This is a genomic window from Pseudomonas sp. RW10S2 (assembly GCF_014268985.1).
GTDB classification, from domain to species: domain Bacteria; phylum Pseudomonadota; class Gammaproteobacteria; order Pseudomonadales; family Pseudomonadaceae; genus Aquipseudomonas; species Aquipseudomonas wayambapalatensis.
In genome coordinates, this window is sequence record NZ_JABWRO010000100.1 from 1 (window position 1) to 23,164 (window position 23,164).

A 23,164-nucleotide genomic window follows, 5' to 3' on the forward strand; every position below is an offset into this window, starting at 1 on the left:
GAGCGCCGCAGAATCCAAGCCAGGCCCCTTGAACCCCCTCACACCTCTCGAGCCCCCGCCAATTCCTGTAAGCTCCAGCCCACCCCCAAAGGACTGCCTCAGGACCCGGCACGATGCTCGAACTTCTCCCCGCCACCCCACTGGAATGGCTCCCGATCCTGCTGGCCATCGCCGCCGCCTATGTCGTCTTCGGCATCGCCGGCTTCGGCACCGCGCTGGTCGCCGGCCCGGTACTGATCCACTTCATGCCGTTGTCGCGGATCATCCCCCTGCTGGTGCTGCTGGATTTCGTCGCCGCCTTCGGCAACCTGCTGCCTTCGCGCCGCGATGTGGTTCGCGGCGAACTGCTGCGTTTGCTGCCGTGCATGGCAGTGGGCTGTACCCTGGGCGTGGTGTTCCTGTTGCACCTGAAATCCGACCTGCTGCTGTTGCTGATGGGCCTGTTCGTCACCGCCTATGCCATCTACAGCCTGGCGGTGAAGGTCCGGCCGGCCAGGCTGTCTGGCCTGTGGGCGGTGCCGATGGGCACGATTGGCGGGCTGTTCGGTGCGCTGTTCGGCAGCGGTGGCTTCCTCTATGCGATCTACTTGAGCGCCCGGCTGGAGGTGAAGGAGCAGGTACGCGCCACCCAGAGCGCGCTGATCAGTTGCAGCACCCTGGTGCGCCTGTCGCTGTTCCTGATTGCCGGGGTCTATGCCGACGCCAGCCTGTTGATGCTGGCAGCCTGCTTGCTGCCGGTGATGTTCGCAGGGCTCTGGGTCGGCAGGCGCCTGAGCCTGAAACTGTCCCGCGAAGCCTTCGTGCGGCTGGTCACCTGGCTGGTGCTGGCCAGCGGGGTGGCGCTGATCGGTCGCTACCTGAGCGGCTGAGCAGGGCGTAGACTTACGCGATTACCGCAGTCTCAGGCCCGTCCCGTTCATGAACACCCAGAGCATCATCGTCCCCAAGCAGTCCACCGTTCCGGTTCACGAGGCCCGCGCACGGGCGATCCTGCGCTGGCTGGTGCGCGAGAAGATCGTCGAGGAGCAACTGAGCACCTGCGGGCGCACCGGCAATCGCATGGGCCACGCCCTGGCCCAAGGCGCGCGCAAGGTGGCGCTGCATCCCGAGAAACTGCCCTTCGGCGAGCCAGTCAACGGCCTGGAGGTGATGCTCAAGCGCTGCATCTATACCCCCACCGACGGTTTTCGCGAGGAAGCGGGATGCCCTGAGTGTCGGCGTGAGGTGGGCGAGCCGCTGTTCGAAAGTCTGGAAGAGTGGATGCCGGGCGTCAGCGACAACTTCACCTGCCCGCTGTGCGGCTTCGAGGATGACATCAACGGCTTTCTGTATCTGCAACCCTGTGCCTTTTCCAACCTGGGGTTCATCTTCAACAACTGGGGCGAGGCCGGGTTTACCCAGGCGTTCCTCGACAGTTTCGCCGACTGGCTCGACCAGCCGGTCGCCGTGGTGCAGGTGAAGGTGGCCTGAGCGGCAGGAACTGGACCGAAGGCCCCTTTTTTGCATTGAGCGGCGCGCCATGGATGAGTATAATGGCGCGCTTCCATTTTTCCCGCCCGGGAGCCCCCGCGATGCTGCGTATCAGCCAAGAAGCCCTGACCTTCGACGATATCCTCCTTGTACCTGGTTACTCCGAGGTACTGCCCAATGAAGTCAGTCTCAAGACCCGTTTGACCCGTGGCATCGAGCTGAACATTCCACTGGTTTCCGCCGCCATGGATACCGTGACCGAAGCGCGCCTGGCCATCGCCATGGCTCAGGAAGGCGGCATCGGCATCATCCACAAGAACATGACCATCGAACAGCAGGCCGGCGAAGTACGCAAGGTCAAGAAGTTCGAGGCTGGCGTGGTCAAGGATCCGATCACCATCGATGCCGACGCCACCGTACGCGACCTGTTCGACCTGACTCGCCTGAACAACATCTCTGGTGTTCCGGTGCTGGAGAACGGTGACCTGGTCGGTATCGTCACCTCCCGCGACGTGCGTTTCGAGACGCGTCTGGAAGCCAAGGTACGCGACGTGATGACTCCCAAGGAGCGTCTGGTCACCGTTCGCGAAGGCGCCGACAAGAACGAAGTCCGCGAGCTGCTGCACAAGCACCGCCTGGAAAAAGTCCTGATCGTCGACGACAAGTTCGCCCTCAAGGGCATGATGACCGTCAAGGACATCGAAAAAGCCAAGGCCTACCCACTGGCCAGCAAGGACGACCAGGGTCGCCTGCGCGTCGGCGCTGCAGTCGGCACCGGCAAGGACACAGGTGAGCGTGTCGCGGCACTGGTTGCCGCTGGTGTTGACGTGGTGGTGGTCGACACCGCACACGGCCACTCCAAAGGCGTGATCGATCGCGTTCGCTGGGTCAAGGAGAACTACCCGCAGGTGCAGGTGATCGGCGGCAACATCGCCACCGGTGCCGCCGCCAAGGCCCTGGCCGAAGCCGGCGCCGATGCGGTCAAGGTCGGCATCGGCCCGGGCTCGATCTGCACCACCCGTATCGTCGCCGGTGTCGGCGTGCCGCAGATCAGCGCCATCGCCAACGTCGCCGCAGCGCTGGAAGGCACGGGTGTGCCACTGATCGCCGACGGCGGTATCCGTTTCTCCGGTGACCTCTCCAAAGCCATCGTCGCTGGCGCCTCGTGCGTGATGATGGGCTCGATGTTCGCCGGTACCGAAGAAGCCCCGGGTGAAGTCGAGCTGTTCCAGGGCCGTTCGTACAAGGCATACCGTGGCATGGGCTCGCTGGGTGCCATGGCACAGGCGCAGGGTTCTTCGGACCGTTACTTCCAGGACTCCTCGGCCGGTGCCGAGAAGCTGGTTCCGGAAGGTATCGAAGGCCGCGTCCCTTACAAGGGTGCCCTGGCTGCGATCATCCACCAGCTGATGGGCGGGCTGCGTTCCTCCATGGGCTACACCGGCAGCGCGACCATCGAAGAGATGCGCACCAAGCCGGAGTTCGTGCGCATCACCGGTGCCGGCATGGCCGAGTCCCACGTGCACGACGTGCAGATCACCAAGGAAGCCCCTAACTACCGCGTAGGCTGAGGCTTCAGCAACAACCGAGAGCGGGGCTGTCACGAACAGCCCCGCGTCGTTTCCGATTTCCACTGACGAGATTGAGTCATGGCCCTCGACATTCACGCTCACCGAATCCTGATCCTCGATTTCGGTTCCCAGTACACCCAGCTGATCGCCCGCCGCGTGCGCGAGATCGGTGTCTACTGCGAACTGCACCCGTTCGACATGGACGATGAAGCGATCCGCGCCTTCAACCCGCGCGGCATCATCCTGGCCGGTGGCCCCGAGTCGGTCCACGAAGCCAACAGCCCGCGTGCACCGCAGGCGGTGTTCGACCTGAACGTACCGCTGCTGGGCATCTGCTACGGCATGCAGACCATGGCCGAGCAACTGGGCGGCAAGGTCGAAGGTTCCGAACTGCGCGAGTTCGGTTACGCCCGCGTCGACGTGGTCGGCAAGAGCCGCCTGCTCGACGGCATCGAAGATCATGTCGACGCTGACGGCGTACTGGGCCTGGACGTGTGGATGAGCCACGGCGACAAGGTCACCCAGATGCCGGGCGACTTCCACGTGCTGGCCAGCACCCCGAGCTGCCCGATCGCCGGCATGTTCGACGATGCCCGCGGCTACTACGGCGTGCAGTTCCACCCGGAAGTGACCCACACCAAGCAGGGCGGTCGCATCCTCTCGCGCTTCATCCAGGACATCTGCGGCTGCGAAGCCCTGTGGACCCCATCGAACATCGTCGAAGACGCCATCGCCCAGGTGCGTGAGCAAGTCGGTTCGGCCAACGTCCTGCTGGGCCTGTCTGGCGGCGTCGACAGCTCGGTGGTTGCCGCGCTGCTGCACCGCGCCATCGGCGACCAGCTGACCTGCGTATTCGTCGACAACGGCCTGCTGCGCCTGCACGAAGGCGACCAGGTGATGGCCATGTTCAAGGAGAACATGGGCGTCAAGGTGATCCGTGCCGATGCGGAGCAGCAGTTCCTCGACAACCTGGCCGGTGAGGCCGACCCGGAGAAGAAGCGCAAGATCATTGGGCGCACCTTCATCGACGTGTTCGATGCCGAAGCCAGCAAACTGGAAAACATCCAGTTCCTCGCCCAGGGCACCATCTATCCCGACGTGATCGAGTCGGCTGGCGCCAAGAGCGGCAAGGCCCACGTGATCAAGTCGCACCACAACGTCGGTGGCCTGCCGGAGGAAATGAACCTCAAGCTGGTCGAGCCGCTGCGTGAACTGTTCAAGGACGAAGTGCGCAAGATCGGCCTGGAACTGGGCCTGCCGTACGACATGGTCTACCGCCACCCGTTCCCGGGCCCGGGCCTGGGCGTGCGCATCCTCGGTGAAGTGAAGAAAGAGTACGCCGACATCCTGCGTCGTGCCGACCACATCTTCATCGAAGAACTGCGCAAGGCCGACTGGTACCACAAGACCAGCCAGGCATTCGTGGTGTTCCAGCCGGTGAAATCGGTCGGTGTAGTCGGCGATGGCCGTCGCTACGCCTGGGTCGTCGCGCTGCGCGCCGTCGAGACCGTGGACTTCATGACCGCACGCTGGGCGCACCTGCCGTATGAGCTGCTGGAGACTGTCAGCGGCCGTATCATCAACGAGATCGACGGCATCTCGCGGGTGACCTACGACGTGTCGAGCAAGCCGCCGGCGACGATCGAGTGGGAATGATGTGAAGAGGGCGCCGCAAAGGCGCCCTTTTTGTTACCGCCGCGCAATATCCGAAAAGTAGAACTTGTCCAGCGTATGCCGCGACTCGGTGTACTCGAATTGCCGCCCATCCTGCAGGAACGTCTGGTTGCTCACCACGATCACGTGACTCTGCCCGTCCAGGTCGAGCAGGGCCTTGTCGTCCTTGCTGCGCGGCTGCGCCTCGATGGTGCGGCGGGCGTAGCTGATCTGCAGTTGCAGGGTCTGCTCGATGTAGGCGTAGATCGACTGCCCGGCAATCGCCTGGTCCAGCCCCGGGATCAGGTCGGCGACGAAATGGTTGATGTCCAGGATCACACGTTTGCCATCAATGCGCCGCACCCGCTTGATACGAGTGATGAGGCTGCCGGGTTCGGCTTCGATGTGCTGCAGCAGGGCGCCCTCGAGCGGGAACTGGCTGAACTCGACCACTTCGGTGCCGACATCGTCGCCCAGGTCCAGGTGCGTCTCGTGAAAACTGACGATGCCGCCGAGCTGGAACTCGATCGGGTTGGGTGAGAGCACGAACGTGCCCTTGCCGTGGATCTTCTGCGCGAAGCCGCGCTCCTGCAGTTGCTCGATGGCCCGGCGGACGGTGCCGCGGCTGGCCTGATAGGCGTCCATCAACTCGGTTTCCGAGGGCAGGCGGGTGCCGCGCTCAAGGCGTTCGGTGGTGATGCTGGCAAGCAGATCGCTGTAGATCTGGTTGTATTTGCTCATGAGATGGCTCTGTGCCGCGTTCGCGTTCAAGCCAGGAACCTTAAGGGGGCCGGGGCCGTTTTGTCCATGGCCGAGGTGTCGTTGCGCCCGGTTGAAAATGACATTTTACAACTCGTACAGACGAGTTGTTGCTTTAACTCGTCTGTACGAGTACTTTTGCTCTCGGCGTGCTGCCACAGAACTCTGCATAACAAGAATTCCAAGAATGGAAGAACAAGCATGAGCCACGATTACCCGCAGATTGCCCGCGACCTTCTCGAGAGCCTCGGGGGCCGCGACAACCTCGAACAAGCTGCCCATTGCGTGACCCGCCTGCGTCTGGCGGTGAAGGACACGGCCCAGGTCGACCGCGCCGCGCTCGCCCGCATCGACCTGGTCAAGGGCTCGTTCTTTACTGGCGGGCTGTTCCAGATCGTCATCGGCCCTGGCGAAGTGGAGCGGGTCTATGCCGCGCTGCGCCAGGAAACCGGGATGGCGGCCTCGACCATCGCCGACGTGAAGAAAACCGGTGGCGACAAGGCCAACGCCATGCAACGCCTGGTTCGGGTGTTCTCCGATGTGTTCATGCCGATCCTGCCGGCGCTGATCATTGCCGGCCTGCTGATGGGCGTGAACAACCTGATGGGTGCCAAGGGCATGTTCATCGAGGGCAAGACGCTGCTGGAGGCGTACCCCAATCTCGACGGGCTGTGGAGCCTGATCAACCTGATGGCCAACACCTCGTTCGTGTTCCTCCCGGCGCTGGTTGGCTGGTCGGCGGCCAAGCGCTTCGGCGGCAGCGAGATCCTCGGCATCGTGCTGGGCCTGATGCTGGTGCACCCCGATTTGCTCAACGCCTGGAACTACGGCAAGGCCGTCGCCGGTCTCGACGGCCAGAGCCTGCCGTACTTCGACATCTTCGGTTGGTTCCAGATCGAGAAGGTCGGCTACCAAGGGCAGATCCTGCCGATTCTGATGGCCGCCTACGTAATGAGCGTGATCGAGAAATGGCTGCGCGCCCGGGTGCCGAATGCCATCCAGCTGCTGGTGGTGCCGATCACTACCATCGTCTTCACCGGCGTGCTGGCGCTGGCGGTCATCGGCCCGGTCACCCGCCACCTGGGCATCCTCATCACCGAGGGCGTGGTGACCTTGTTCGACCTGGCGCCCATGGTCGGCGGGGCGATCTTCGGCATGCTCTATGCGCCACTGGTGATCACCGGCATGCACCACATGTTCCTGGCCGTGGACCTGCAACTGATCTCGACCCAGGGTGGCACCTTCATCTGGCCGATGATCGTCATGTCCAACCTGGCCCAGGGCAGCGCTGCGCTCGGGGTGTTCTACATGAGCCGCAACGCACGGGACAAGAGCATGGCCTCGACCTCGGCGATCTCGGCCTATTTCGGCATCACCGAGCCGGCTATGTTCGGCGTCAACCTGCGCTTCAAGTTTCCCTTCTACGCCGCCCTGCTGGGCTCGGCCCTGGGCAGCATCGTGCTGTCGCTGAACAAGGTGCAGGCCTCGGCCATTGGGGTGGGCGGGTTGCCGGGCTTCATCTCGATCATTCCGCAGTACATCCCGATCTTCGTCCTCGGCATGTTCGTGGCCATTGTCGTGCCCTTCGTCCTGACCTGCGCACTGAGCGTGAAGATCGTCCGCCCAGGCTATCGCGTCGCCTGACCCTGCAATCGTCGTCGAGGAATCCACCATGCAAGACTGGCAACACCAGGTGATCTACCAGATCTACCCGAAAAGCTTCCACAGCCACGGGGGTAACGCCACCGGTGACCTGCTCGGTGTGGTCGACAAGCTCGACTACCTGCAGTGGCTGGGGGTCGAGTGCCTGTGGCTGACACCCTTCCTGCGCTCGCCCCAGCGCGACAACGGCTATGACATCAGCGACTACTACGCCATCGATCCCAGCTACGGCAGCATGGACGATTGCGACCTGCTGATCCGCGAGGCCGGCAAGCGCGGCATCAAGCTGATGCTCGACATCGTGGTCAACCACACCTCGATCGAGCACGCCTGGTTCCAGCAGGCACGCAGCAGCCTCGACAACCCTTACCGCGATTTCTACATCTGGCGCGACCAGCCGAACAACTGGGAATCCAAGTTCGGCGGTTCGGCCTGGGAATACGAAGCGCAGACCGGCCAGTACTACCTGCACCTGTTCGACCACACCCAGGCCGACCTCAACTGGGACAACCCCAAGGTCCGCGCCGAGGTGTACAAGCTGATGCGCTTCTGGCGCGACAAGGGCGTGGGCGGCTTCCGCCTGGATGTGATCAACCTGATCTCCAAGCCCGCCGACTTCCCCGAAGACCACAGCGATGGCCGACGTTTCTATACCGACGGCCCGAACGTGCACGACTACCTCCAGGAAATGCACCGCGAAGTCTTCGAAGGCCACGACCTGATCAACGTCGGCGAGATGTCCTCGACCACCCTGGAGCACTGCGTGCGTTATTCCAGCCCGGCGTCGAAGGAGTTGTCGATGACCTTCAACTTCCATCACCTGAAGGTGGACTACCCCAACCTGCAGAAGTGGGTGAAGGCCGATTTCGATTTCCTGCAGCTCAAGCGGATCCTCTCCGACTGGCAGGTGGGCATGCAGGCCGGTGGCGGCTGGAACGCCTTGTTCTGGTGCAACCACGACCAGCCGCGGGTGGTCTCGCGTTTCGGCCACGACGGCGAATACCGCGTGGTGTCGGCGAAGATGCTCGCCAACGCGCTGCATTTCCTTCAGGGCACGCCCTTCATCTACCAAGGCGAAGAGTTGGGCATGACCAATCCGGGCTTCGAGCACATCGACCAGTACCGCGATGTCGAGACGCTGAATATCTTCCGCCTCAAGCGCGATGCCGGGATTTCACAAGCCGACAGCATGGCGGCGATCATGCAGAAGTCGCGCGACAACGGCCGTACGCCGATGCAGTGGACTGCCGGGGCGCACGCCGGTTTCAGCAGCGCCGAGCCATGGATCGGTGTTGCAGCCAATGCCGCGCAGATCAACGTCGAGCAGCAGTTGGACGATCCCGACTCGGTGCTGCACCACTACCGCGCGCTGATCGCCCTGCGCCGTCGTGAGCCGCTGATCCAGGACGGGGTGTACCGCCTGTTGCTGGACGACCACCCGCACGTCTGGGCCTACCTGCGCGAGGGCCAGGGCGAGCGCCTGCTGGTGCTCAACAACTTCTACGCCGCCCCCTGCCATGTCCGCCTGCCGGACGGGCTGATGCTCGATGACACCGAGCAGCGGGTGCTGATCAGCAATTACCCCGACTGCCCGCAGCGTACCGCCAGCATTGCTTTGCGGCCCTACGAATCGTTCGTGCTGCACCTGAAGGACTGAGCCTTTGCAATACCCCCGTCCGGGAGTGCGGGGGGCTGGAACACCATAATAAAAATACCGGAGTGCTTCATGAGAACAACAATAAAGCTCGGCCTCGTCGCGTCCTGTTTCTGTGTTCCCGTTGCCGCCCAGGCCCTGGAGTTTGCCGGCTACCTGCGCAGCGGCGCCGGCACCTCCACCGGCAGTGGTCCGCAGCAGTGCTTCCAGTTGCCGGGTGCGCCTTCGAAGTACCGCCTGGGCAACGAGTGCGAGCAGTACGCCGAGCTGGAATTGCGCCAGGACCTGCTGACTTTCGACGACGGTTCGGTGCTGAGCGTCGATGCCATGGCCTCGCTGTACAACAAGTACGACCGCTCGTTGCAGTTTCAGGGCGACGACCACGGCAGCGCGCGCATGCCGCAGATGTATGCGCAGTGGTCGAACCTGCCCAGCCTCAATGGGGGTTCGATCTGGGCCGGGCGGCGCTACTACAAGCGCAACGACATCCACATTTCCGACTTCTACTACTGGAACCAGAGCGCCACGGGCGGGGGGATCGAGGATGTGAAGATCGGCGACCTCAGGTACAGCTACGCGATCTCGCGCAAGGACAACCTGTACCAGAAGGAATACGCCACCCGCCACGACTTCAACGTCGCCGGCTTCAAGACCAACCCTGATGGCGAGCTGGAACTGGGCCTGAGCTACATCGACAAGGCCGGAGGTCGCGACACCCATACTGGCTGGGCGGTGACCGCGCAGCACGTGCAGAAACCCTTCCTCGGTGGCCGCAACAAGTTCGCCCTGCAGTACGGCGAAGGGCCGGGCACCGGCCTTGGCTACACCGGCAATACCGCACTGGACGACAGCAGCAAGAGCTACCGGGTGGTGGAGTTCTTCGACTGGCAGGTGACGCCGCGCTTCGGTGGCCAGGTCGAGGCCGTCTACCAGAAGGATATCCGCCCTGGCAGCCAGGATCAGACCTGGATGTCGCTGGGCGTGCGCCCGGCCTATGCCATCAGCGAACAGTTCAAGCTGGTGGCCGAGCTGGGGCATGATCAGATCGATGCCAGCGGCGGTACCCGCAAGCTCAGCAAGTTCACCTTCGCCCCGACCTGGTCGCCCAAGGGCCCCGAGTTCTGGGCGCGCCCGGAAATCCGCCTGTACTACACCTACGCCACCTGGAACGAGGCGGCCAAGCGTGCAGCCAATGAACTGGCGGCGGGTTCCGCCTTGTCCGATACCGGCTCGTACGGCACCGCGCGCCATGGCGCCAACGTCGGTGTGCAGATCGAGTACTGGTGGAAGTAGACCGCTCCGATGACTTTCAAGAACACGACAGCAGGTGACGTCATGACCTCATCCCAACCGCTGGAACTGCTGGCTCCCCTGTCCGGGGTGCTGCTTGCCCTGGACAAGGTGCCCGATCCTGCCTTCTCCAGCCGCCTGGTCGGCGATGGCCTGTGCCTCGATCCGACTTCCTCGGTGCTCTGTGCGCCGCTCGCCGGCACGGTCAGCAATATCCAGGACAGCGGCCATGCCGTCAGCATCACCGATGACCAGGGCGTGCAGGTACTGTTACATGTCGGCCTGGACACCGTGAACCTGGCGGGCAAGGGCTTCACCCGCCTGGTCGTGGAAGGCCAGCGGGTCGAGGCAGGGCAACCACTGATCGAGTTCGATGCCGACTATATCGCCCTGCATGCGCGCAGCTTGCTGACGCTGATGCTGGTGGTCAGTGGCGAGCCGTTCACCGTGCTGGCCGACGACGGCAGCCTGGTGCAACAGGCGCAGCCGGTGTTGCGTGTGGCCCTGCAGGCGGGTGAACAGCAGGCGCAAGAGGAGGAGGGTGAGGCACTGTTCACCCGGCCACTCATGCTGCCCAATGCCAACGGCCTGCATGCGCGTCCGGCGGCGGTGCTGGCCCAGGCGGCCAAGGGTTTCAAGGCGAGCATCTGCCTGCACAAGGGCGTCGAGAGCGCCAATGCCAAGTCGCTGGTGGCGATCATGGCGCTGCAGACCTCGCAGGGGGATGCCGTGCAGGTCAGTGCGGCGGGCGAGGACGCCGAAGCAGCGCTCGCCGCATTGAGCGCACTGTTGCTGGAAGGTTGTGGCGAGGTGGTGAACCTTGTTGACGAGGAGCAGCAGGTGGTGGCGGACCCCGAGCAGGAAACCCTGTTGCGTGGCGTCTGCGCCTCGCCCGGCTCGGCGTTTGGGCATGTGGTCCAGGTTGTCGAGCCTGAGCTGTCGATCAGCGAATCGGGTGTCGGACAGGCGCTGGAACGCGCCGCGCTCGACCGCGCCCTGCAAGAGGCCGATCTTGCACTGCAGGCGATGCAAGCCAAGGCGGGCAGCGCGGCCCAGGCCGAGATCTTCCAGGCCCACCAGGAACTGCTGGAAGACCCGACCCTGCTTGAGCAGGCCCATCAACTGCTGGCCGAGGGCAAGAGCGCCGCGTTCGCCTGGAACCGCGCCACGCAGGCAACCGGTGCGCTGTTCCAGGGGCTGGGCAGTGCCTTGCTCGCCGAGCGTGCCGCCGACCTTACGGATGTCGGGCAGCGGGTGTTGAAGTTGATTCTCGGCGTGACGGACAGCGCCTGGACCCTGCCCGAGCAGGCGATCCTGGTGGCCGAGCAGTTGACCCCGTCGCAGACCGCGAGCCTCGACCCCGACAAGGTGCTGGGCTTCGTCACCGTTGGCGGCGGTGCGACCAGCCATGTGGCGATCCTCGCCCGGGCGCTGGGGCTGCCGGCGATCTGTGGCGTGCCAGCGAGTGTACTGGCGCTGGCCGATGGTACCCAGGTGCTGCTCGACGCCGACAAGGGTGAGCTGCACTTGAGCCCGGACCCTGCGGCCATCGAGCGTCAGCGTATCGATCGCCAGCAACAGGGCCTGCGGCGCGCCCAGGACCTGCAGCAGGCACAGGCGCCTGCGATCACCCGTGATGGGCATCGGATCGAGGTGACGGCCAACGTCGCCTCGCAGCAGGAGACGCAACAATCGGTCGAGCTGGGCGGCGAAGGCGTCGGCCTGCTGCGTTCGGAGTTTCTCTACCTGGACCGCAACCGTGCGCCCAGCCCGCAGGAGCAGGCCGATACCTACAGCGCGATCGCCCAGGCATTGGGCCCGGAGCGCAACCTGGTGGTGCGCACCCTGGATGTCGGCGGCGACAAGCCGCTGGCCTATGTGCCGATGGCGGCCGAACAGAACCCCTTCCTCGGTCTGCGCGGTATCCGCCTGTGCCTGGAGCGCCCGCAACTGTTGCGAGAGCAGTTTCGCGCCATCCTCGCCAGTGCAGGCCAGGCTCGCCTGCATATCATGCTGCCGATGGTCAGCCTGCTCTCGGAGTTGCGTCAGGCACGCAAGATCCTGCAGGAGGAAGCGCATGCCCTCGGCCTGGCGAACCTGCCCAAGCTGGGAATCATGATCGAGGTGCCGTCGGCGGCGCTGATGGCCGATGTGTTTGCGCCTGAGGTGGATTTCTTCTCCATCGGCACCAATGACCTGACCCAGTACACCCTGGCCATGGACCGCGACCATCCGCGCCTGGCCGGCCAGGCCGACAGTTTCCACCCGGCGGTGCTGCGCCTGATCGCCACCACGGTCAAGGCGGCCCATGCCCATGGCAAGTGGGTCGGGGTGTGTGGCGCGCTGGCGTCGGAGTCGCTGGCCGTGCCGGTGCTGCTGGGGTTGGGGGTGGACGAACTGTCGGTCAGCGTGCCGCTGATTCCGACCATCAAGGCCCGGGTACGCGAGATGGACCTGCAGGATTGCCAGCAACTGGCGCGTCAGGTGCTGGGGCTGGAGGAGGCCGATCAGGTGCGCGAGGCTTTGCGCGGCTATCAGGCACGTGACGTCGAAACCTCATTGGCCGTGGAGGGCTGAGCATGTTCGAGAAATTGCAGCGGGCATTCTGGAAGGCGCTGACGCCGGACCTGATTGCCGAGGAGCCCGCGCCGGCGGCGGTCGGTGAGCTGTTGCCAGGCGTGCTGGCGGCATTGGGTGGGGCGGGGAATCTCAAGTCGCAGCAGCGCGTCGCGTTGACCCGCGTGCGCGTGCAGTTGCTGGACCCGGCGCGGCTGGACGAGGCCGCGCTGAAGGCGGCCGGGGTGCCCGGGGTCATGGTGCTGGCGGGTGGGGTTGTGCACCTGCTGGTGGGAGTTGTGTAGCCTGTTCTGGCCCTATCGCGGGACCAGCCCGCTCCCACAGGCGCAAGATCATGGTGCCTCTGAACTGCCCCCAAAGGTTGGATTGGTGTCCAACTTCTTGGAGGCAGTCCATTCTGTGGGAGCGGGCTGGTCCCGCGATGACGCCCGAACAGGCACGCCCAGCTCCGTCATTCTTTTGTAATGACCGGGTCATGCCCCGGTTTCCCCTGGCTTCGTACAGTGAGCTCACTCCCGTACGCACCCAGAGGAACACCCATGAAACTCCGCTCGCTCGTCCTTGCCCTGTCACTCGCCGGCGCTGCTTTCGGCGCCACCTCCACCTGGGCCGCCGATACCGCGCCGCAGGAAGTGAAGAACATCGTGCTGGTTCATGGCCTGTTCACCGATGCGTCCAGCTGGTCCAAGGTGATTCCGTTGCTGCAAGCCAAAGGCCTGCACGTGACCGCAGTCCAGAACCCGACCACCTCGCTCGACGACGACGTCGCGGCCGTCAATCGGGCGCTCGCCCAGCAGGACGGCCCGGTGATCCTGGTCGGTCACTCCTACGGCGGCATGGTCATCAGCCAGGCCGGTGATGCCGAAAAGGTCAAAGGCCTGGTCTACATCGCCGCCCGTGCCCCGGAAGCGGGCGAAGACTACCCTGCATTGACCAAGCGCTTCCAGGCAGCGCCGGCTGGGACTGGCCTGCAGTGGTCGGCGGACGGTTACGGCATGCTCAACGAAAATGCCTTCGTCAACGACTTCGCCGGCGACCTGCGCCTGGATTCGGCAAGCACCGCTGCGAACGCGCAGGCATTCGCATCGACCTGACCAGCAAGGAGTTCAAGTTGCTGGCGTGTTTTCTCCAGCATCCTGAGCAGGTGCTGTCGCGCACCTTCCTCGCGTCGCGGGTGTGGGACATGAATTTCGACAGCGACACCAATGTGGTGGACGTCGCGGTGCGGCGCCTGCGGCAAAAAGTCGACGAACCCTTTGCGGTGCGCCTGATCCATACCGTGCACGGCGTTGGCTATCGCTGCGAGCTCGAGGCATGAGGCGCCTGTCGCTGACCGTGCGCCTGGCGGTATTGCTGGCAACCTTTTCCTTCGTCGCCCTGGCTCTGCTGGGCGGCGCACTGTATGTCGCACTCGGGCAACAACTGGCGCTGCGTGACGACGGCGCGCTGCTGACCCGCGTCGAGCAGATCCGTACCTTGCTGCGTGACATGGATGCCCGAGAACTGGTGCGTGACAAGCCGCAGCTGTTTGCCAACATGCTGGGCAATACCGAATCCTTGCTGGTTATCCGGCCGGTCGCCGGGGCGCCACTGCTGGAGGTCAACCCAGGGCGCCGCGAAGTGCCGCAGGTCACGCCTCTGCCCGCCGCGGCATGTCGCCACTGCGCCGGTTGGCGCGCCAGACGGCAACCATTGGCGTCGGCACCTTGTCGCAGCGGCTGCAGCGCGACGATGCACCCGCCGAGCTGGATGCCCTGATCGAGCAGTTCAATGCCATGCTGGCGCGGCTCGAACGCGGTTTCGAGCAGCTCAAGCAGGTCAGTGCCGACATGGCCCACGACCTGCGTACACCCATCAACAACCTGCTGGGCCAGACTGAGGTCGGCCTTGGTCAGGTGCGTGAACCGCATTACTACCAGCACCTGCTGGGCTCGCACTTCGAAGAGTTGCAACGGCTGTCGCGGATGATCGACAACATGCTGTTCCTGGCCCGCGCCGAACATGCCGACCACCCCATCGATCGCACCGGGCTTGGATTGGCCCAGGAGTTGGGGCGTCTGTGCGATTACTTCGAAGACCTCGCCTGCGAGCGCGACGTGCGGCTGGCATGGCGAAGGCACGGTCTGGGCCGACGCCGCGTTGCTGCGCCGGGCACTGGCCAACCTGCTGGCCAATGCGGTGCGCTTTGCCGAGCAGGGCAGTGTCATCGAGGTGACCGCCGGTGAGCAGGGCGATGAGGTGTTGATCCAGGTGCGTAACCGTGGGCAGGCAATTGCTCCTGAGCACCTTGAAAGCGTGTTCGAACGTTTCTACAGGGTCGATGCCTCGCGCCAGCATTCGTCACAGTCCAGTGGGCTGGGCCTGTCGATCGTGCGGTCGATCATGCAATTGCACCAGGGGCACTGCTGGGCCGAAAGCAGCGAGGGTTCGACCTGTTTCACCCTCGCGTTCCCGCGTGTCAGCCACGATAGGCCACCCAGCCCTTGAAGGACAGCGCGCAATAGACCATCTCGATACCGCTGAAGCCGGCCTGGTGCAGCAGCGTGACAACAGTTCACTTAATCTTTCTCAATTGCAGGTGTATCGTATTCGCCCTTCATTGCCAGCGGTGCTGGCAGCTTGATTGCGCAAAACGAGGTGCCTGCACGTATGTCCTTTACCCGTCGACAAATGCTCAAGGGCCTCACCGGCCTCGTCGTGGTTGGCCTGGGCGCCGGAGGCGCGGCTCGCTACTGGCTGGGCAGGGTCGAGGACGACAATGCCGGGCACGACTACGAGCTGATCGCGGCGCCCCTGGATGTCGAGCTGGTCCCCGGATTCAAGACCGAAGCCTGGGCTTTCGGGCCGTCGGCACCGGGCACCGAGTTGCGGGTGCGTCAGGGCACCTGGTTGCGGGTACGCTTCATCAATCACCTGCCGGTGGAAACCACCATCCATTGGCACGGCATCCGCCTGCCGCTGGAAATGGACGGCGTACCTTATGTGTCGCAACTGCCGGTCAAGCCGGGCGAGTTCTTCGACTACAAGTTCCGTGTGCCGGATGCCGGCAGCTACTGGTATCACCCGCATGTCAGCAGCTCCGAAGAGCTGGGGCGCGGCCTGGTGGGGCCGCTGATCGTCGAGGAGCGCGAGCCGACGGGTTTCCGGCATGAACGCACCCTGAGCCTGAAGACCTGGCACGTGGACGAACAGGGCGAATTCATGCCATTCAGTGTGCCTCGCGAAGCGGCGCGCAATGGCACGGCTGGCCGCTTGATCACCATCAACTGCAAGGCCGAGGCAGTCACCGAGTTGCCTGCGGGCCAAGTGGTGCGCGTGCGGCTGCTCAACCTGGACAACACTTGGACCTACCGCATCAACCTCAAGGGCAACTACGAGGCGATGGTCTATGCGCTCGATGGCAACCCAGTGACCCCGAGGCCGCTCGAGGACGATTACTGGCTGGGCCCCGGCATGCGCATCTGCCTGGCCATCCGAATTCCCGAGGCCGGCGAGGAGATTTCCCTGCGCGACGGTTTCGTGCGCCTGGGCACATTGCGTTCGGTCGCCAGCAGCGAGGCGCCGGGCGACTGGCCCAAGGCGTTGCCGCCGAACCCGATCGCCGAGCCGGACCTGGAGAACGCCGAGAAGCTGAACTTCAATTTCGAGTGGGCGGGCAAGGTTTCGGTGAACACCGACAATGGCAAGCCACCGAGTCTGTGGCAGATCAACGGCCAGGCCTGGGACATCACCGACAAGACCTGCGCCGACCGGCCGATCGCCACGTTGAAAAAGGGCAACAGCTATATCTTCGAGCTGAAGAACATGACCCAGTACCAGCACCCTATCCATCTTCACGGTATGAGTTTCAAGGTGATCGCCTCCAATCGCCGCAAGATCACCGAGCCCTGGTTCACCGACACCTACCTGCTGGGCAAGAACGAACGTGCCCAGGTGGCGCTGGTGGCGGATAACCCGGGCACCTGGATGTTCCACTGCCATGTGATCGACCACATGGAAACCGGCCTGATGGCCGCGATCGCGGTGGTCTGATGCGTCCGCGGATCATCGATCGCAGCGGCGATCAGGCATTCATGCAGTTGGCCCTGGAACTGGCGGCTGAAGGCGCCTTGCTGGGCGAGGTGCCGGTAGGTGCGGTGCTGGTGCAGCAGGGGCAGGTGATTGGCCGAGGTTTCAACCGGCCCATCACCGACAGTGACCCCAGCGCCCACGCCGAAATGGTCGCCATCCGCGATGCGGCCAAGGCTGTCAGCAACTACCGGCTGCCGGGCAGCACCCTGTATGTGACCCTTGAACCCTGCAGCATGTGTGCGGGGCTGATCGTCCATTCGCGAATCGAGCGGGTGGTGTATGGGGCGCTGGAACCCAAGGCCGGGGTGGTGCAGAGCCAGGGGCAGTTCTTCGGGCAGGGCTTTCTCAACCACCGGGTGATGGTCGAAGGCGGGGTACTGGCTGAGGAGTGCGGGGCAATACTGACCGAGTTCTTCAAGGCCCGACGCGCCAAGGTTAAAACTTGACCGGCCTTTTCGCGGGCTTACATCGGCGGTGATTGTTCCGCCGGCTTGTCCTTGTTGACCCCCGGCACATGCAGGTTGCCCTCGGCCACCTGGCCTTCGAGCTGCGGCTGGGTCACCCAGGTGAGGATGTCGTAGTAGCGACGGATGTTGGCCACGAAGTGCACCGGCTCGCCGCCGCGGGCGTAGCCATACTTGGTCTTGCTGTACCACTGCTTTTGCGACAGGCGCGGCAGCATCTTCTTCACGTCCAGCCACTTGTTCGGGTTCAGGCCTTCACGCTTGGCGAGTGTGCGGGCGTCCTCGAGGTGGCCGCTGCCGACGTTGTAGGCGGCCAGGGCGAACCAGGTGCGGTCCGGCTCCTGAATGCTGTCGTCCAGTTGCTCCTTGATGAGCATGAAGTATTTCGCCCCACCCATGATGCTCTGCTTCGGGTCCAGCCGGTTGGACACGCCCATGGCCTGGGCGGTGCGCTGGGTCAGCATCATCAGGCCGCGTACGCCGGTCTTGGAGGTCACCTCGGGCTGCCACATCGATTCCTGGTAACCGATCGCCGCCAGCAGCCGCCAGTCGACCTGCTCGACCTTGGCGTAGCTCTTGAAGTGCTTTTCATACTTGGGCAGGCGCTGCTGCAGGTGCTGGGCGAAGGTGTAGGCACCGACGTAGCCAAGCACGTCCACGTGGCCGTAATAACGGTCTTTCAGGCGCTGAAGCGTGCCGTTCTTCTGCGCCTTGTCGAGAAACTCGTTGATCTCGTTGAGCAGGCTGTTGTCTTCGCCGGCCGCCACGGCCCAGCGCTGGTCGCGGGCATCACCCAGGTCGAAGGCCACGCGCACGTTGGAGAAGTACACCTGGTTCATCGCCAGCTCGTTGGAGTCGACCAGTGTCAGGTCGATCTGGCCTTCGTCGACCATGCGCAGCAGGTCGACCACCTCCACGGCGTCGGACTCTTCGTATTCAAGCGTCGGATACTGTTTCTTCAGTTCGGCCAGCTGTTCGGCGTGGCTGCTGCCCTTGAGCACCATGATCTTCTTGCCGATCAAGTCCTTGGGTTCGGTGGGGCGGGAGCGGCCGTTGCGGTAGATGACCTGGGGGGTGACTTCGAGATACGGGTGGGAAAACTTCGCCTGGGTGGTGCGTTGCTCACTGCTGACCAGGCCGGCGGCGGCCAGCACCGGGCCGGAAGGCTTGCCCAACTGGTCGAAGAGATCGTCGAGGTTGTCGGCGGTCTCGATCTCCAGCTTGACGCCGAGATCGTCGGCGAAACGCTTGACCAGCTCGTATTCGAAACCGGTTTCGCCGTTGCGGTCCTGGAAGTAGGTGGCAGGGCTGTTGCGGGTTATGACGCGCAGCACGCCGTCCTCCTTCACGCGCTCGAGGGTGCTGGGTTTTTCAACACAGGCACCGAGCATCAGGAAGAGTCCGGTTGCGAAGAGCCATCTGGCGCAGCGCTGGCGCAAAGCAGTGTGGGCGAACATAGGTTGCAGTATACGCAAAGGACCGCCCGCGCCATATCTCGACAACCGTTAGCTTGTCTGGTAGCGGGTCATGTGTTTGCGGGTGCTTGCCTTCAGGGGATCGCTCAGGCGAAAACCCCTCCGGCCAGGCCGTAGAATTCTGACCCCCAGGTCCGGTTCCGCCGCCCGGCAGCATTGCCCTCTGGCGGGTGCCGAAAGCCGTCGAATTAGGCTAGAATGCACGGCCTCTAAGCACACCCCTTCCTGAGGCTGTCCCGACGATGTTGATCCTGCGCGGCGCTCCTGCCCTTTCTGCCTTTCGCCACGGTAAATTACTCGAGCAACTGAGCCAGAAAGTCCCCGCTGTTACTGGTTTGTATGCCGAATTTGCCCACTTCGCCGACGTCGACGGCGAGCTGACCGCCGACCAGCAGCAGGTGCTGGGGCGTCTGCTCAAGTACGGCCCGAGCGTGCCGGTACAGGAGCCGAGCGGCCGCCTGTTCCTGGTCGTGCCGCGTCTGGGCACCATTTCGCCCTGGGCTTCCAAGGCCAGCGACATCGCCCACAACTGCGGCCTGCAGTCGATCCAGCGCCTGGAGCGCGGCATCGCCTACTACGTTGCCGGCTCGCTCAGCGACGCCGACGCCGCGCAGGTCGCGGCCGAACTGCACGATCGCATGACCCAGCGCGTACTGACGCAACTGGAACAGGCCGCTGACCTGTTCAGCCACGCCCAGCCCAAGCCGATGACCTCGGTCGACATTCTCGCAGGTGGCCGCGCCGCCCTGGCCCAGGCCAACGTCGACCTGGGCCTGGCCCTGGCCGAAGACGAGATCGACTACCTGGTCAACGCTTTCCAGGGGCTCAAGCGCAACCCGAACGACATCGAGCTGATGATGTTCGCCCAGGCCAACTCCGAGCACTGCCGCCACAAGATCTTCAACGCCAGTTGGGACATCGACGGCCAGGCTCAGGAAAAGAGCCTGTTCGGCATGATCAAGAACACCTACCAGATGCACAACGAAGGTGTGCTGTCTGCGTACAAGGACAATGCCTCGGTGATCGTCGGCAACGTCGCCGGCCGCTTCTTCCCGAACCCTGAAACCCGCCAGTACGGTGCGGTGCAGGAGCCGGTGCACATCCTGATGAAGGTCGAGACGCACAACCACCCGACCGCCATTGCGCCGTTCTCCGGCGCCTCCACCGGCTCCGGCGGCGAGATTCGCGACGAAGGCGCCACCGGCCGGGGCGCCAAGCCCAAGGCCGGCCTCACCGGCTTTACCGTCTCCAACCTGCGCATCCCGGGCTTCGAGCAGCCATGGGAGCAGGCCTACGGCAAGCCGGAGCGTATCGTCGACGCCCTCGACATCATGATCGAAGGCCCGCTGGGCGGCGCTGCGTTCAACAACGAATTCGGTCGTCCGGCCCTGACCGGTTACTTCCGCACCTTCGAGCAGTCCATCAACACCCCGCACGGTGAAGAAGTACGCGGCTACCACAAGCCGATCATGCTCGCTGGCGGCATGGGCAACATCCGCGAAGACCACGTGCAGAAGGGCGAGATCACCGTTGGCGCCAAGCTGATCGTGCTCGGTGGCCCGGCCATGCTGATCGGCCTGGGCGGCGGCGCTGCCTCGTCGGTGGCCACCGGTGCCAGCTCGGCTGACCTGGACTTCGCCTCGGTACAGCGCGAAAACCCGGAAATGGAGCGCCGCTGCCAGGAGGTCATCGACCGCTGCTGGCAGTTGGGCGACGCCAACCCGATCGCCTTTATCCACGACGTCGGTGCCGGCGGCATCTCCAACGCCTTCCCGGAGCTGGTCAACGACGGTGGCCGCGGTGGCCGCTTCGAGCTGCGCAACGTGCCCAACGACGAGCCGGGCATGGCCCCGCACGAAATCTGGAGCAACGAATCGCAGGAGCGTTACGTGCTGGCCGTCAGCGCCGTCGATTTCGAGCGCTTCAAGGCCATCTGCGAGCGTGAGCGCTGCCCGTTCGCGGTGGTCGGCGAGGCCACCGAAGAACAGCACTTGACTGTCACCGACAGCCACTTCGACAACACGCCGGTCGATATGCCGCTCGACGTGCTGCTGGGCAAGCCGCCACGCATGCACCGTTCGGTTACCCGCGAAGCCGAGCTGGGCGATGATTTCGACCCGAGCGAGCTGGACCTCGACCAGGCTGTGCAGCGCGTGCTGAGCCACCCGGCCGTGGCCAGCAAGAGCTTCCTGATCACCATCGGCGACCGCACCATCACCGGCCTGGTCGCCCGCGACCAGATGGTCGGCCCGTGGCAGGTGCCGGTGGCCGACTGCGCCGTCACCGCCACCAGCTTCGACGTCTACACCGGCGAAGCCATGGCCATGGGCGAGCGTACACCGCTGGCACTGCTGGATGCCCCGGCGTCCGGGCGCATGGCCATCGGCGAAACCATCACCAACCTGGCCGCCTCGCGCATCGACAAGCTGTCCGACATCAAGCTGTCGGCCAACTGGATGTCCGCTGCCGGCCACCCGGGTGAAGACGCGCGCCTGTACGACACCGTCAAGGCTGTCGGCATGGAGCTGTGCCCCGAGCTGGGCATTACCATTCCGGTCGGCAAAGACTCGATGTCGATGAAGACCAAGTGGAGCGAAGAGGGCGTCGAGAAGAGCGTCACCTCGCCGATGTCGCTGATCATCACAGGCTTCGCCCCGGTCACTGACATCCGCAAGACCCTCACCCCGCAACTGCGCATGGACAAGGGTGAAACCGACCTGATCCTGATCGACCTGGGCCGCGGCAAGAACCGCATGGGCGCCTCGATCCTGGCCCAGACCTACGGCAAGATCGCCGCCCAGGCACCGGACGTCGACGACGCCGAAGACCTCAAGGCGTTCTTCGCCGTGATCCAGGGCCTGAACGCCGACGGTCACCTGCTGGCCTACCACGACCGTTCCGACGGCGGCCTGGTCACCACCGTGCTGGAAATGGCCTTCGCCGGTCATTGCGGCCTCGACCTGCAACTCGATCCGCTGACCGACAGCAAGGGCGACGTGCCGGCCATCCTCTTCAACGAAGAGCTGGGCGCGGTCATCCAGGTTCGCCAGGACGCCACTCCGGACGTATTGGCCCAGTTCAGCGCCGCCGGCCTGGGCGAGGAGTGCGTCGCGGTGATCGGCAAGCCGGTCAACAACGGTGAGGTGTCCATCAGCCTGAACGGCGAAGTGCTGTTCGACGATGACCGCCGCATGCTGCAGCGCCAGTGGGCCGAGACCAGCTACCAGATCCAGCGCCTGCGCGACAACGCCGACTGCGCCGACCAGGAGTTCGATGTCCTGCTCGAAGAGGACAATCCAGGCCTGTCGGTCAAGCTCGGCTACGACGTCAACGACGACGTTGCCGCGCCTTACATCAAGAAGGGTGTGCGGCCGCAAGTGGCGATCCTGCGTGAGCAGGGCGTCAACGGCCAGGTCGAGATGGCTGCGGCCTTCGACCGTGCAGGCTTTGCCGCCATCGACGTGCACATGAGCGACATCCTCGCCGGTCGTGTCGACTTCGAAGCCTTCAAGGGCCTGGTCGCCTGCGGTGGCTTCTCCTACGGCGACGTACTGGGTGCCGGTGAAGGCTGGGCCAAGTCGGCGCTGTTCAACAGCCGTGCCCGCGATGCCTTCCAGGCCTTCTTCGAGCGTACCGACAGCTTCGCCCTGGGCGTGTGCAACGGTTGCCAGATGATGTCCAACCTGCACGAACTGATCCCGGGCACCGAGTACTGGCCGCACTTCGTGCGCAACCGCTCGGAGCAGTTCGAAGCGCGTGTAGCCATGGTCGAGGTGCAGAAGTCCAACTCGATCTTCCTGCAGGGCATGGCCGGTTCGCGCATGCCGATCGCCATCGCCCACGGTGAAGGCCATGCCGAGTTCGCCAGCGAAGAGGCGCTGCTGGAAGCCGACCTGTCCGGTTGCGTGGCCCTGCGTTTCGTCGACAACCACGGCAAGGTCACCGAGCAGTACCCGGCCAACCCGAACGGTTCGCCACGGGGCATCACCGGCCTCACCAGCCGCGACGGTCGCGTCACCATCATGATGCCGCACCCTGAGCGTGTGTTCCGCGCCGTGCAGAACTCCTGGCGTCCGGATGACTGGCAGGAAGACGCCGCGCTGATGCGCATGTTCCGCAACGCGCGGGTGTGGGTGAACTAAGCGGTGCACAAGCTCGCCTTCTTCGTCCCCGCCAGCCATGTCGAAGTGGTCAAGGCCGCCGTGTTCGCTGCTGGAGGCGGACGTATCGGTGACTACGATCACTGTGCCTGGCAGACACTTGGCCAGGGTCAGTTCCGCCCGTTGGATGGCAGCCAGCCATTCCTCGGGCAGGTGGGCCAGGTCGAGGTGGTGGAGGAGTGGAAGGTGGAGCTGGTGGTGGCCGATGAGCGGGTTCGTCAGGTGGTTGCTGCATTGAAGCAGAGCCATCCTTATGAAACGCCGGCGTATGAGGTCTGGCCTTTGCTCGACGTCTGAATGCGCTGAAGTTTCGCTGCTGCAAACCGACAAACCCCCCCCCCCCCCCCCCCCCGGGGGG

The 23,164-nt window shown here is 64.2% G+C and carries 18 protein-coding genes and 2 pseudogenes; 18 read left to right on the plus strand and 2 right to left on the minus strand.

The window, feature by feature from the left end:
• Nucleotides 1-113: 113 nt before the first annotated feature.
• The 4 genes from HU729_RS19430 to guaA all read left to right on the plus strand — a co-directional run bounded on the left by HU729_RS19430 (nucleotide 114) and on the right by guaA (nucleotide 4,697).
• Complete coding sequence (locus HU729_RS19430) at nucleotides 114-869, plus strand: sulfite exporter TauE/SafE family protein (protein WP_186668796.1); 756 nt, start codon at nucleotides 114-116, stop codon at nucleotides 867-869.
• Nucleotides 870-918: 49 nt separating this feature from the next.
• Nucleotides 919-1,470 carry a hypothetical protein gene (locus HU729_RS19435; protein ID WP_054895166.1) on the plus strand — a complete coding sequence of 184 codons (552 nt, stop codon included), beginning with the start codon at nucleotides 919-921 and terminating at the stop codon, nucleotides 1,468-1,470.
• A 101-nt stretch (nucleotides 1,471-1,571) separates the two neighbouring features.
• On the plus strand, nucleotides 1,572-3,041 hold the full coding sequence (gene guaB, locus HU729_RS19440) for an IMP dehydrogenase (protein ID WP_054895167.1): 1,470 nt from the start codon (nucleotides 1,572-1,574) through the stop codon (nucleotides 3,039-3,041).
• 78 nt (nucleotides 3,042-3,119) lie between these two features.
• On the plus strand, nucleotides 3,120-4,697 hold the full coding sequence (gene guaA, locus HU729_RS19445) for a glutamine-hydrolyzing GMP synthase (RefSeq protein WP_186711287.1): 1,578 nt from the start codon (nucleotides 3,120-3,122) through the stop codon (nucleotides 4,695-4,697).
• Nucleotides 4,698-4,730: 33 nt separating this feature from the next.
• Here guaA and treR read toward each other — a convergent pair whose 3' ends face one another.
• Entirely contained in the window at nucleotides 4,731-5,435 is a 705-nt protein-coding gene (treR, locus tag HU729_RS19450; protein ID WP_186668787.1) for a trehalose operon repressor, read from the minus strand.
• Nucleotides 5,436-5,654: 219 nt separating this feature from the next.
• Here treR and treP point away from each other — a divergent pair, with 219 nt between their 5' ends.
• From treP to tadA, 12 genes and pseudogenes are all read left to right on the plus strand, one after another.
• Nucleotides 5,655-7,097, plus strand: coding sequence for a PTS system trehalose-specific EIIBC component (gene treP, locus HU729_RS19455; protein WP_186711288.1), 1,443 nt, complete (start codon nucleotides 5,655-5,657; stop codon nucleotides 7,095-7,097).
• Between the two features lie 28 nt (nucleotides 7,098-7,125).
• A complete protein-coding gene (gene treC, locus HU729_RS19460; protein WP_186668783.1) occupies nucleotides 7,126-8,772 on the plus strand; it encodes an alpha,alpha-phosphotrehalase in 1,647 nt (548 codons plus the stop codon).
• A 69-nt stretch (nucleotides 8,773-8,841) separates the two neighbouring features.
• Nucleotides 8,842-10,062: a carbohydrate porin gene (locus tag HU729_RS19465; protein ID WP_186668781.1), complete on the plus strand. Its 1,221-nt coding sequence runs from the start codon at nucleotides 8,842-8,844 to the stop codon at nucleotides 10,060-10,062.
• A gap of 42 nt (nucleotides 10,063-10,104) precedes the next feature.
• A complete protein-coding gene (gene ptsP / locus HU729_RS19470; protein WP_186711289.1) occupies nucleotides 10,105-12,636 on the plus strand; it encodes a phosphoenolpyruvate--protein phosphotransferase in 2,532 nt (843 codons plus the stop codon).
• 2 nt (nucleotides 12,637-12,638) lie between these two features.
• Nucleotides 12,639-12,920 (plus strand): PTS transporter subunit EIIB, encoded by a 282-nt coding sequence (locus tag HU729_RS19475; protein WP_186711290.1) that lies wholly within the window; start codon nucleotides 12,639-12,641, stop codon nucleotides 12,918-12,920.
• 348 nt (nucleotides 12,921-13,268) lie between these two features.
• A pseudogene (locus tag HU729_RS19480) lies at nucleotides 13,269-13,676 on the plus strand (alpha/beta fold hydrolase); the annotation flags it as partial.
• A 29-nt stretch (nucleotides 13,677-13,705) separates the two neighbouring features.
• Nucleotides 13,706-13,954, plus strand: a pseudogene (locus tag HU729_RS19485) (winged helix-turn-helix domain-containing protein); the annotation flags it as partial.
• Nucleotides 13,951-14,394 carry a hypothetical protein gene (locus tag HU729_RS26055; RefSeq protein ID WP_346655309.1) on the plus strand — a complete coding sequence of 148 codons (444 nt, stop codon included), beginning with the start codon at nucleotides 13,951-13,953 and terminating at the stop codon, nucleotides 14,392-14,394. The pseudogene HU729_RS19485 and the gene HU729_RS26055, both read left to right, overlap by 4 nt.
• Complete coding sequence (locus HU729_RS26060; RefSeq protein ID WP_346655310.1) at nucleotides 14,289-14,861, plus strand: histidine kinase dimerization/phospho-acceptor domain-containing protein; 573 nt, start codon at nucleotides 14,289-14,291, stop codon at nucleotides 14,859-14,861. Before HU729_RS26055 ends, HU729_RS26060 begins: the two co-directional genes overlap by 106 nt.
• On the plus strand, nucleotides 14,815-15,123 hold the full coding sequence (locus tag HU729_RS26065; RefSeq protein WP_346655311.1) for an ATP-binding protein: 309 nt from the start codon (nucleotides 14,815-14,817) through the stop codon (nucleotides 15,121-15,123). The genes HU729_RS26060 and HU729_RS26065 overlap by 47 nt, the downstream gene beginning before the upstream one ends.
• A gap of 162 nt (nucleotides 15,124-15,285) precedes the next feature.
• Nucleotides 15,286-16,668, plus strand: coding sequence for a multicopper oxidase family protein (locus HU729_RS19495; RefSeq protein WP_186711292.1), 1,383 nt, complete (start codon nucleotides 15,286-15,288; stop codon nucleotides 16,666-16,668).
• A complete protein-coding gene (gene tadA, locus HU729_RS19500; RefSeq protein WP_186711293.1) occupies nucleotides 16,668-17,153 on the plus strand; it encodes a tRNA adenosine(34) deaminase TadA in 486 nt (161 codons plus the stop codon). The genes HU729_RS19495 and tadA overlap by 1 nt, the downstream gene beginning before the upstream one ends.
• A 17-nt stretch (nucleotides 17,154-17,170) precedes the next feature.
• Here the strand turns inward: tadA and mltF are convergent, their stop codons facing one another.
• Complete coding sequence (gene mltF, locus HU729_RS19505) at nucleotides 17,171-18,628, minus strand: membrane-bound lytic murein transglycosylase MltF (protein WP_186668769.1); 1,458 nt, start codon at nucleotides 18,626-18,628, stop codon at nucleotides 17,171-17,173.
• A gap of 260 nt (nucleotides 18,629-18,888) precedes the next feature.
• On the opposite strand from mltF, the gene purL reads away from it, so the two are divergent.
• The gene (gene purL, locus HU729_RS19510; RefSeq protein WP_186711294.1) at nucleotides 18,889-22,788 is read left to right on the plus strand and encodes a phosphoribosylformylglycinamidine synthase; all 3,900 of its coding nucleotides are present in this window, start codon (nucleotides 18,889-18,891) and stop codon (nucleotides 22,786-22,788) included.
• A 3-nt stretch (nucleotides 22,789-22,791) separates the two neighbouring features.
• Nucleotides 22,792-23,103, plus strand: a complete 312-nt coding sequence (locus tag HU729_RS19515; RefSeq protein WP_186668766.1) for an NGG1p interacting factor NIF3 — start codon at nucleotides 22,792-22,794, stop codon at nucleotides 23,101-23,103.
• Nucleotides 23,104-23,164 lie beyond the last annotated feature (61 nt).

Excerpts from the sequence above, each read along its gene's own strand:
- ptsP (WP_186711289.1), top strand. The coding sequence starts at position 10,105 with ATGACCTCATCCCAACCGCTGGAACTGCTGGCTCCCCTGTCCGGGGTG.
- guaA (WP_186711287.1), top strand. The coding sequence starts at position 3,120 with ATGGCCCTCGACATTCACGCTCACCGAATCCTGATCCTCGATTTCGGT.
- HU729_RS26055 (WP_346655309.1), top strand. The coding sequence starts at position 13,951 with ATGAGGCGCCTGTCGCTGACCGTGCGCCTGGCGGTATTGCTGGCAACC.
- HU729_RS26060 (WP_346655310.1), top strand. The coding sequence starts at position 14,289 with ATGTCGCCACTGCGCCGGTTGGCGCGCCAGACGGCAACCATTGGCGTC.
- treR (WP_186668787.1), bottom strand. The coding sequence starts at position 5,435 with ATGAGCAAATACAACCAGATCTACAGCGATCTGCTTGCCAGCATCACC.
- HU729_RS19430 (WP_186668796.1), top strand. The coding sequence starts at position 114 with ATGCTCGAACTTCTCCCCGCCACCCCACTGGAATGGCTCCCGATCCTG.
- purL (WP_186711294.1), top strand. The coding sequence starts at position 18,889 with ATGTTGATCCTGCGCGGCGCTCCTGCCCTTTCTGCCTTTCGCCACGGT.
- tadA (WP_186711293.1), top strand. The coding sequence starts at position 16,668 with ATGCGTCCGCGGATCATCGATCGCAGCGGCGATCAGGCATTCATGCAG.
- treP (WP_186711288.1), top strand. The coding sequence starts at position 5,655 with ATGAGCCACGATTACCCGCAGATTGCCCGCGACCTTCTCGAGAGCCTC.
- treC (WP_186668783.1), top strand. The coding sequence starts at position 7,126 with ATGCAAGACTGGCAACACCAGGTGATCTACCAGATCTACCCGAAAAGC.
- HU729_RS19435 (WP_054895166.1), top strand. The coding sequence starts at position 919 with ATGAACACCCAGAGCATCATCGTCCCCAAGCAGTCCACCGTTCCGGTT.
- HU729_RS19465 (WP_186668781.1), top strand. The coding sequence starts at position 8,842 with ATGAGAACAACAATAAAGCTCGGCCTCGTCGCGTCCTGTTTCTGTGTT.
- guaB (WP_054895167.1), top strand. The coding sequence starts at position 1,572 with ATGCTGCGTATCAGCCAAGAAGCCCTGACCTTCGACGATATCCTCCTT.
- HU729_RS19475 (WP_186711290.1), top strand. The coding sequence starts at position 12,639 with ATGTTCGAGAAATTGCAGCGGGCATTCTGGAAGGCGCTGACGCCGGAC.
- mltF (WP_186668769.1), bottom strand. The coding sequence starts at position 18,628 with ATGTTCGCCCACACTGCTTTGCGCCAGCGCTGCGCCAGATGGCTCTTC.
- HU729_RS19495 (WP_186711292.1), top strand. The coding sequence starts at position 15,286 with ATGTCCTTTACCCGTCGACAAATGCTCAAGGGCCTCACCGGCCTCGTC.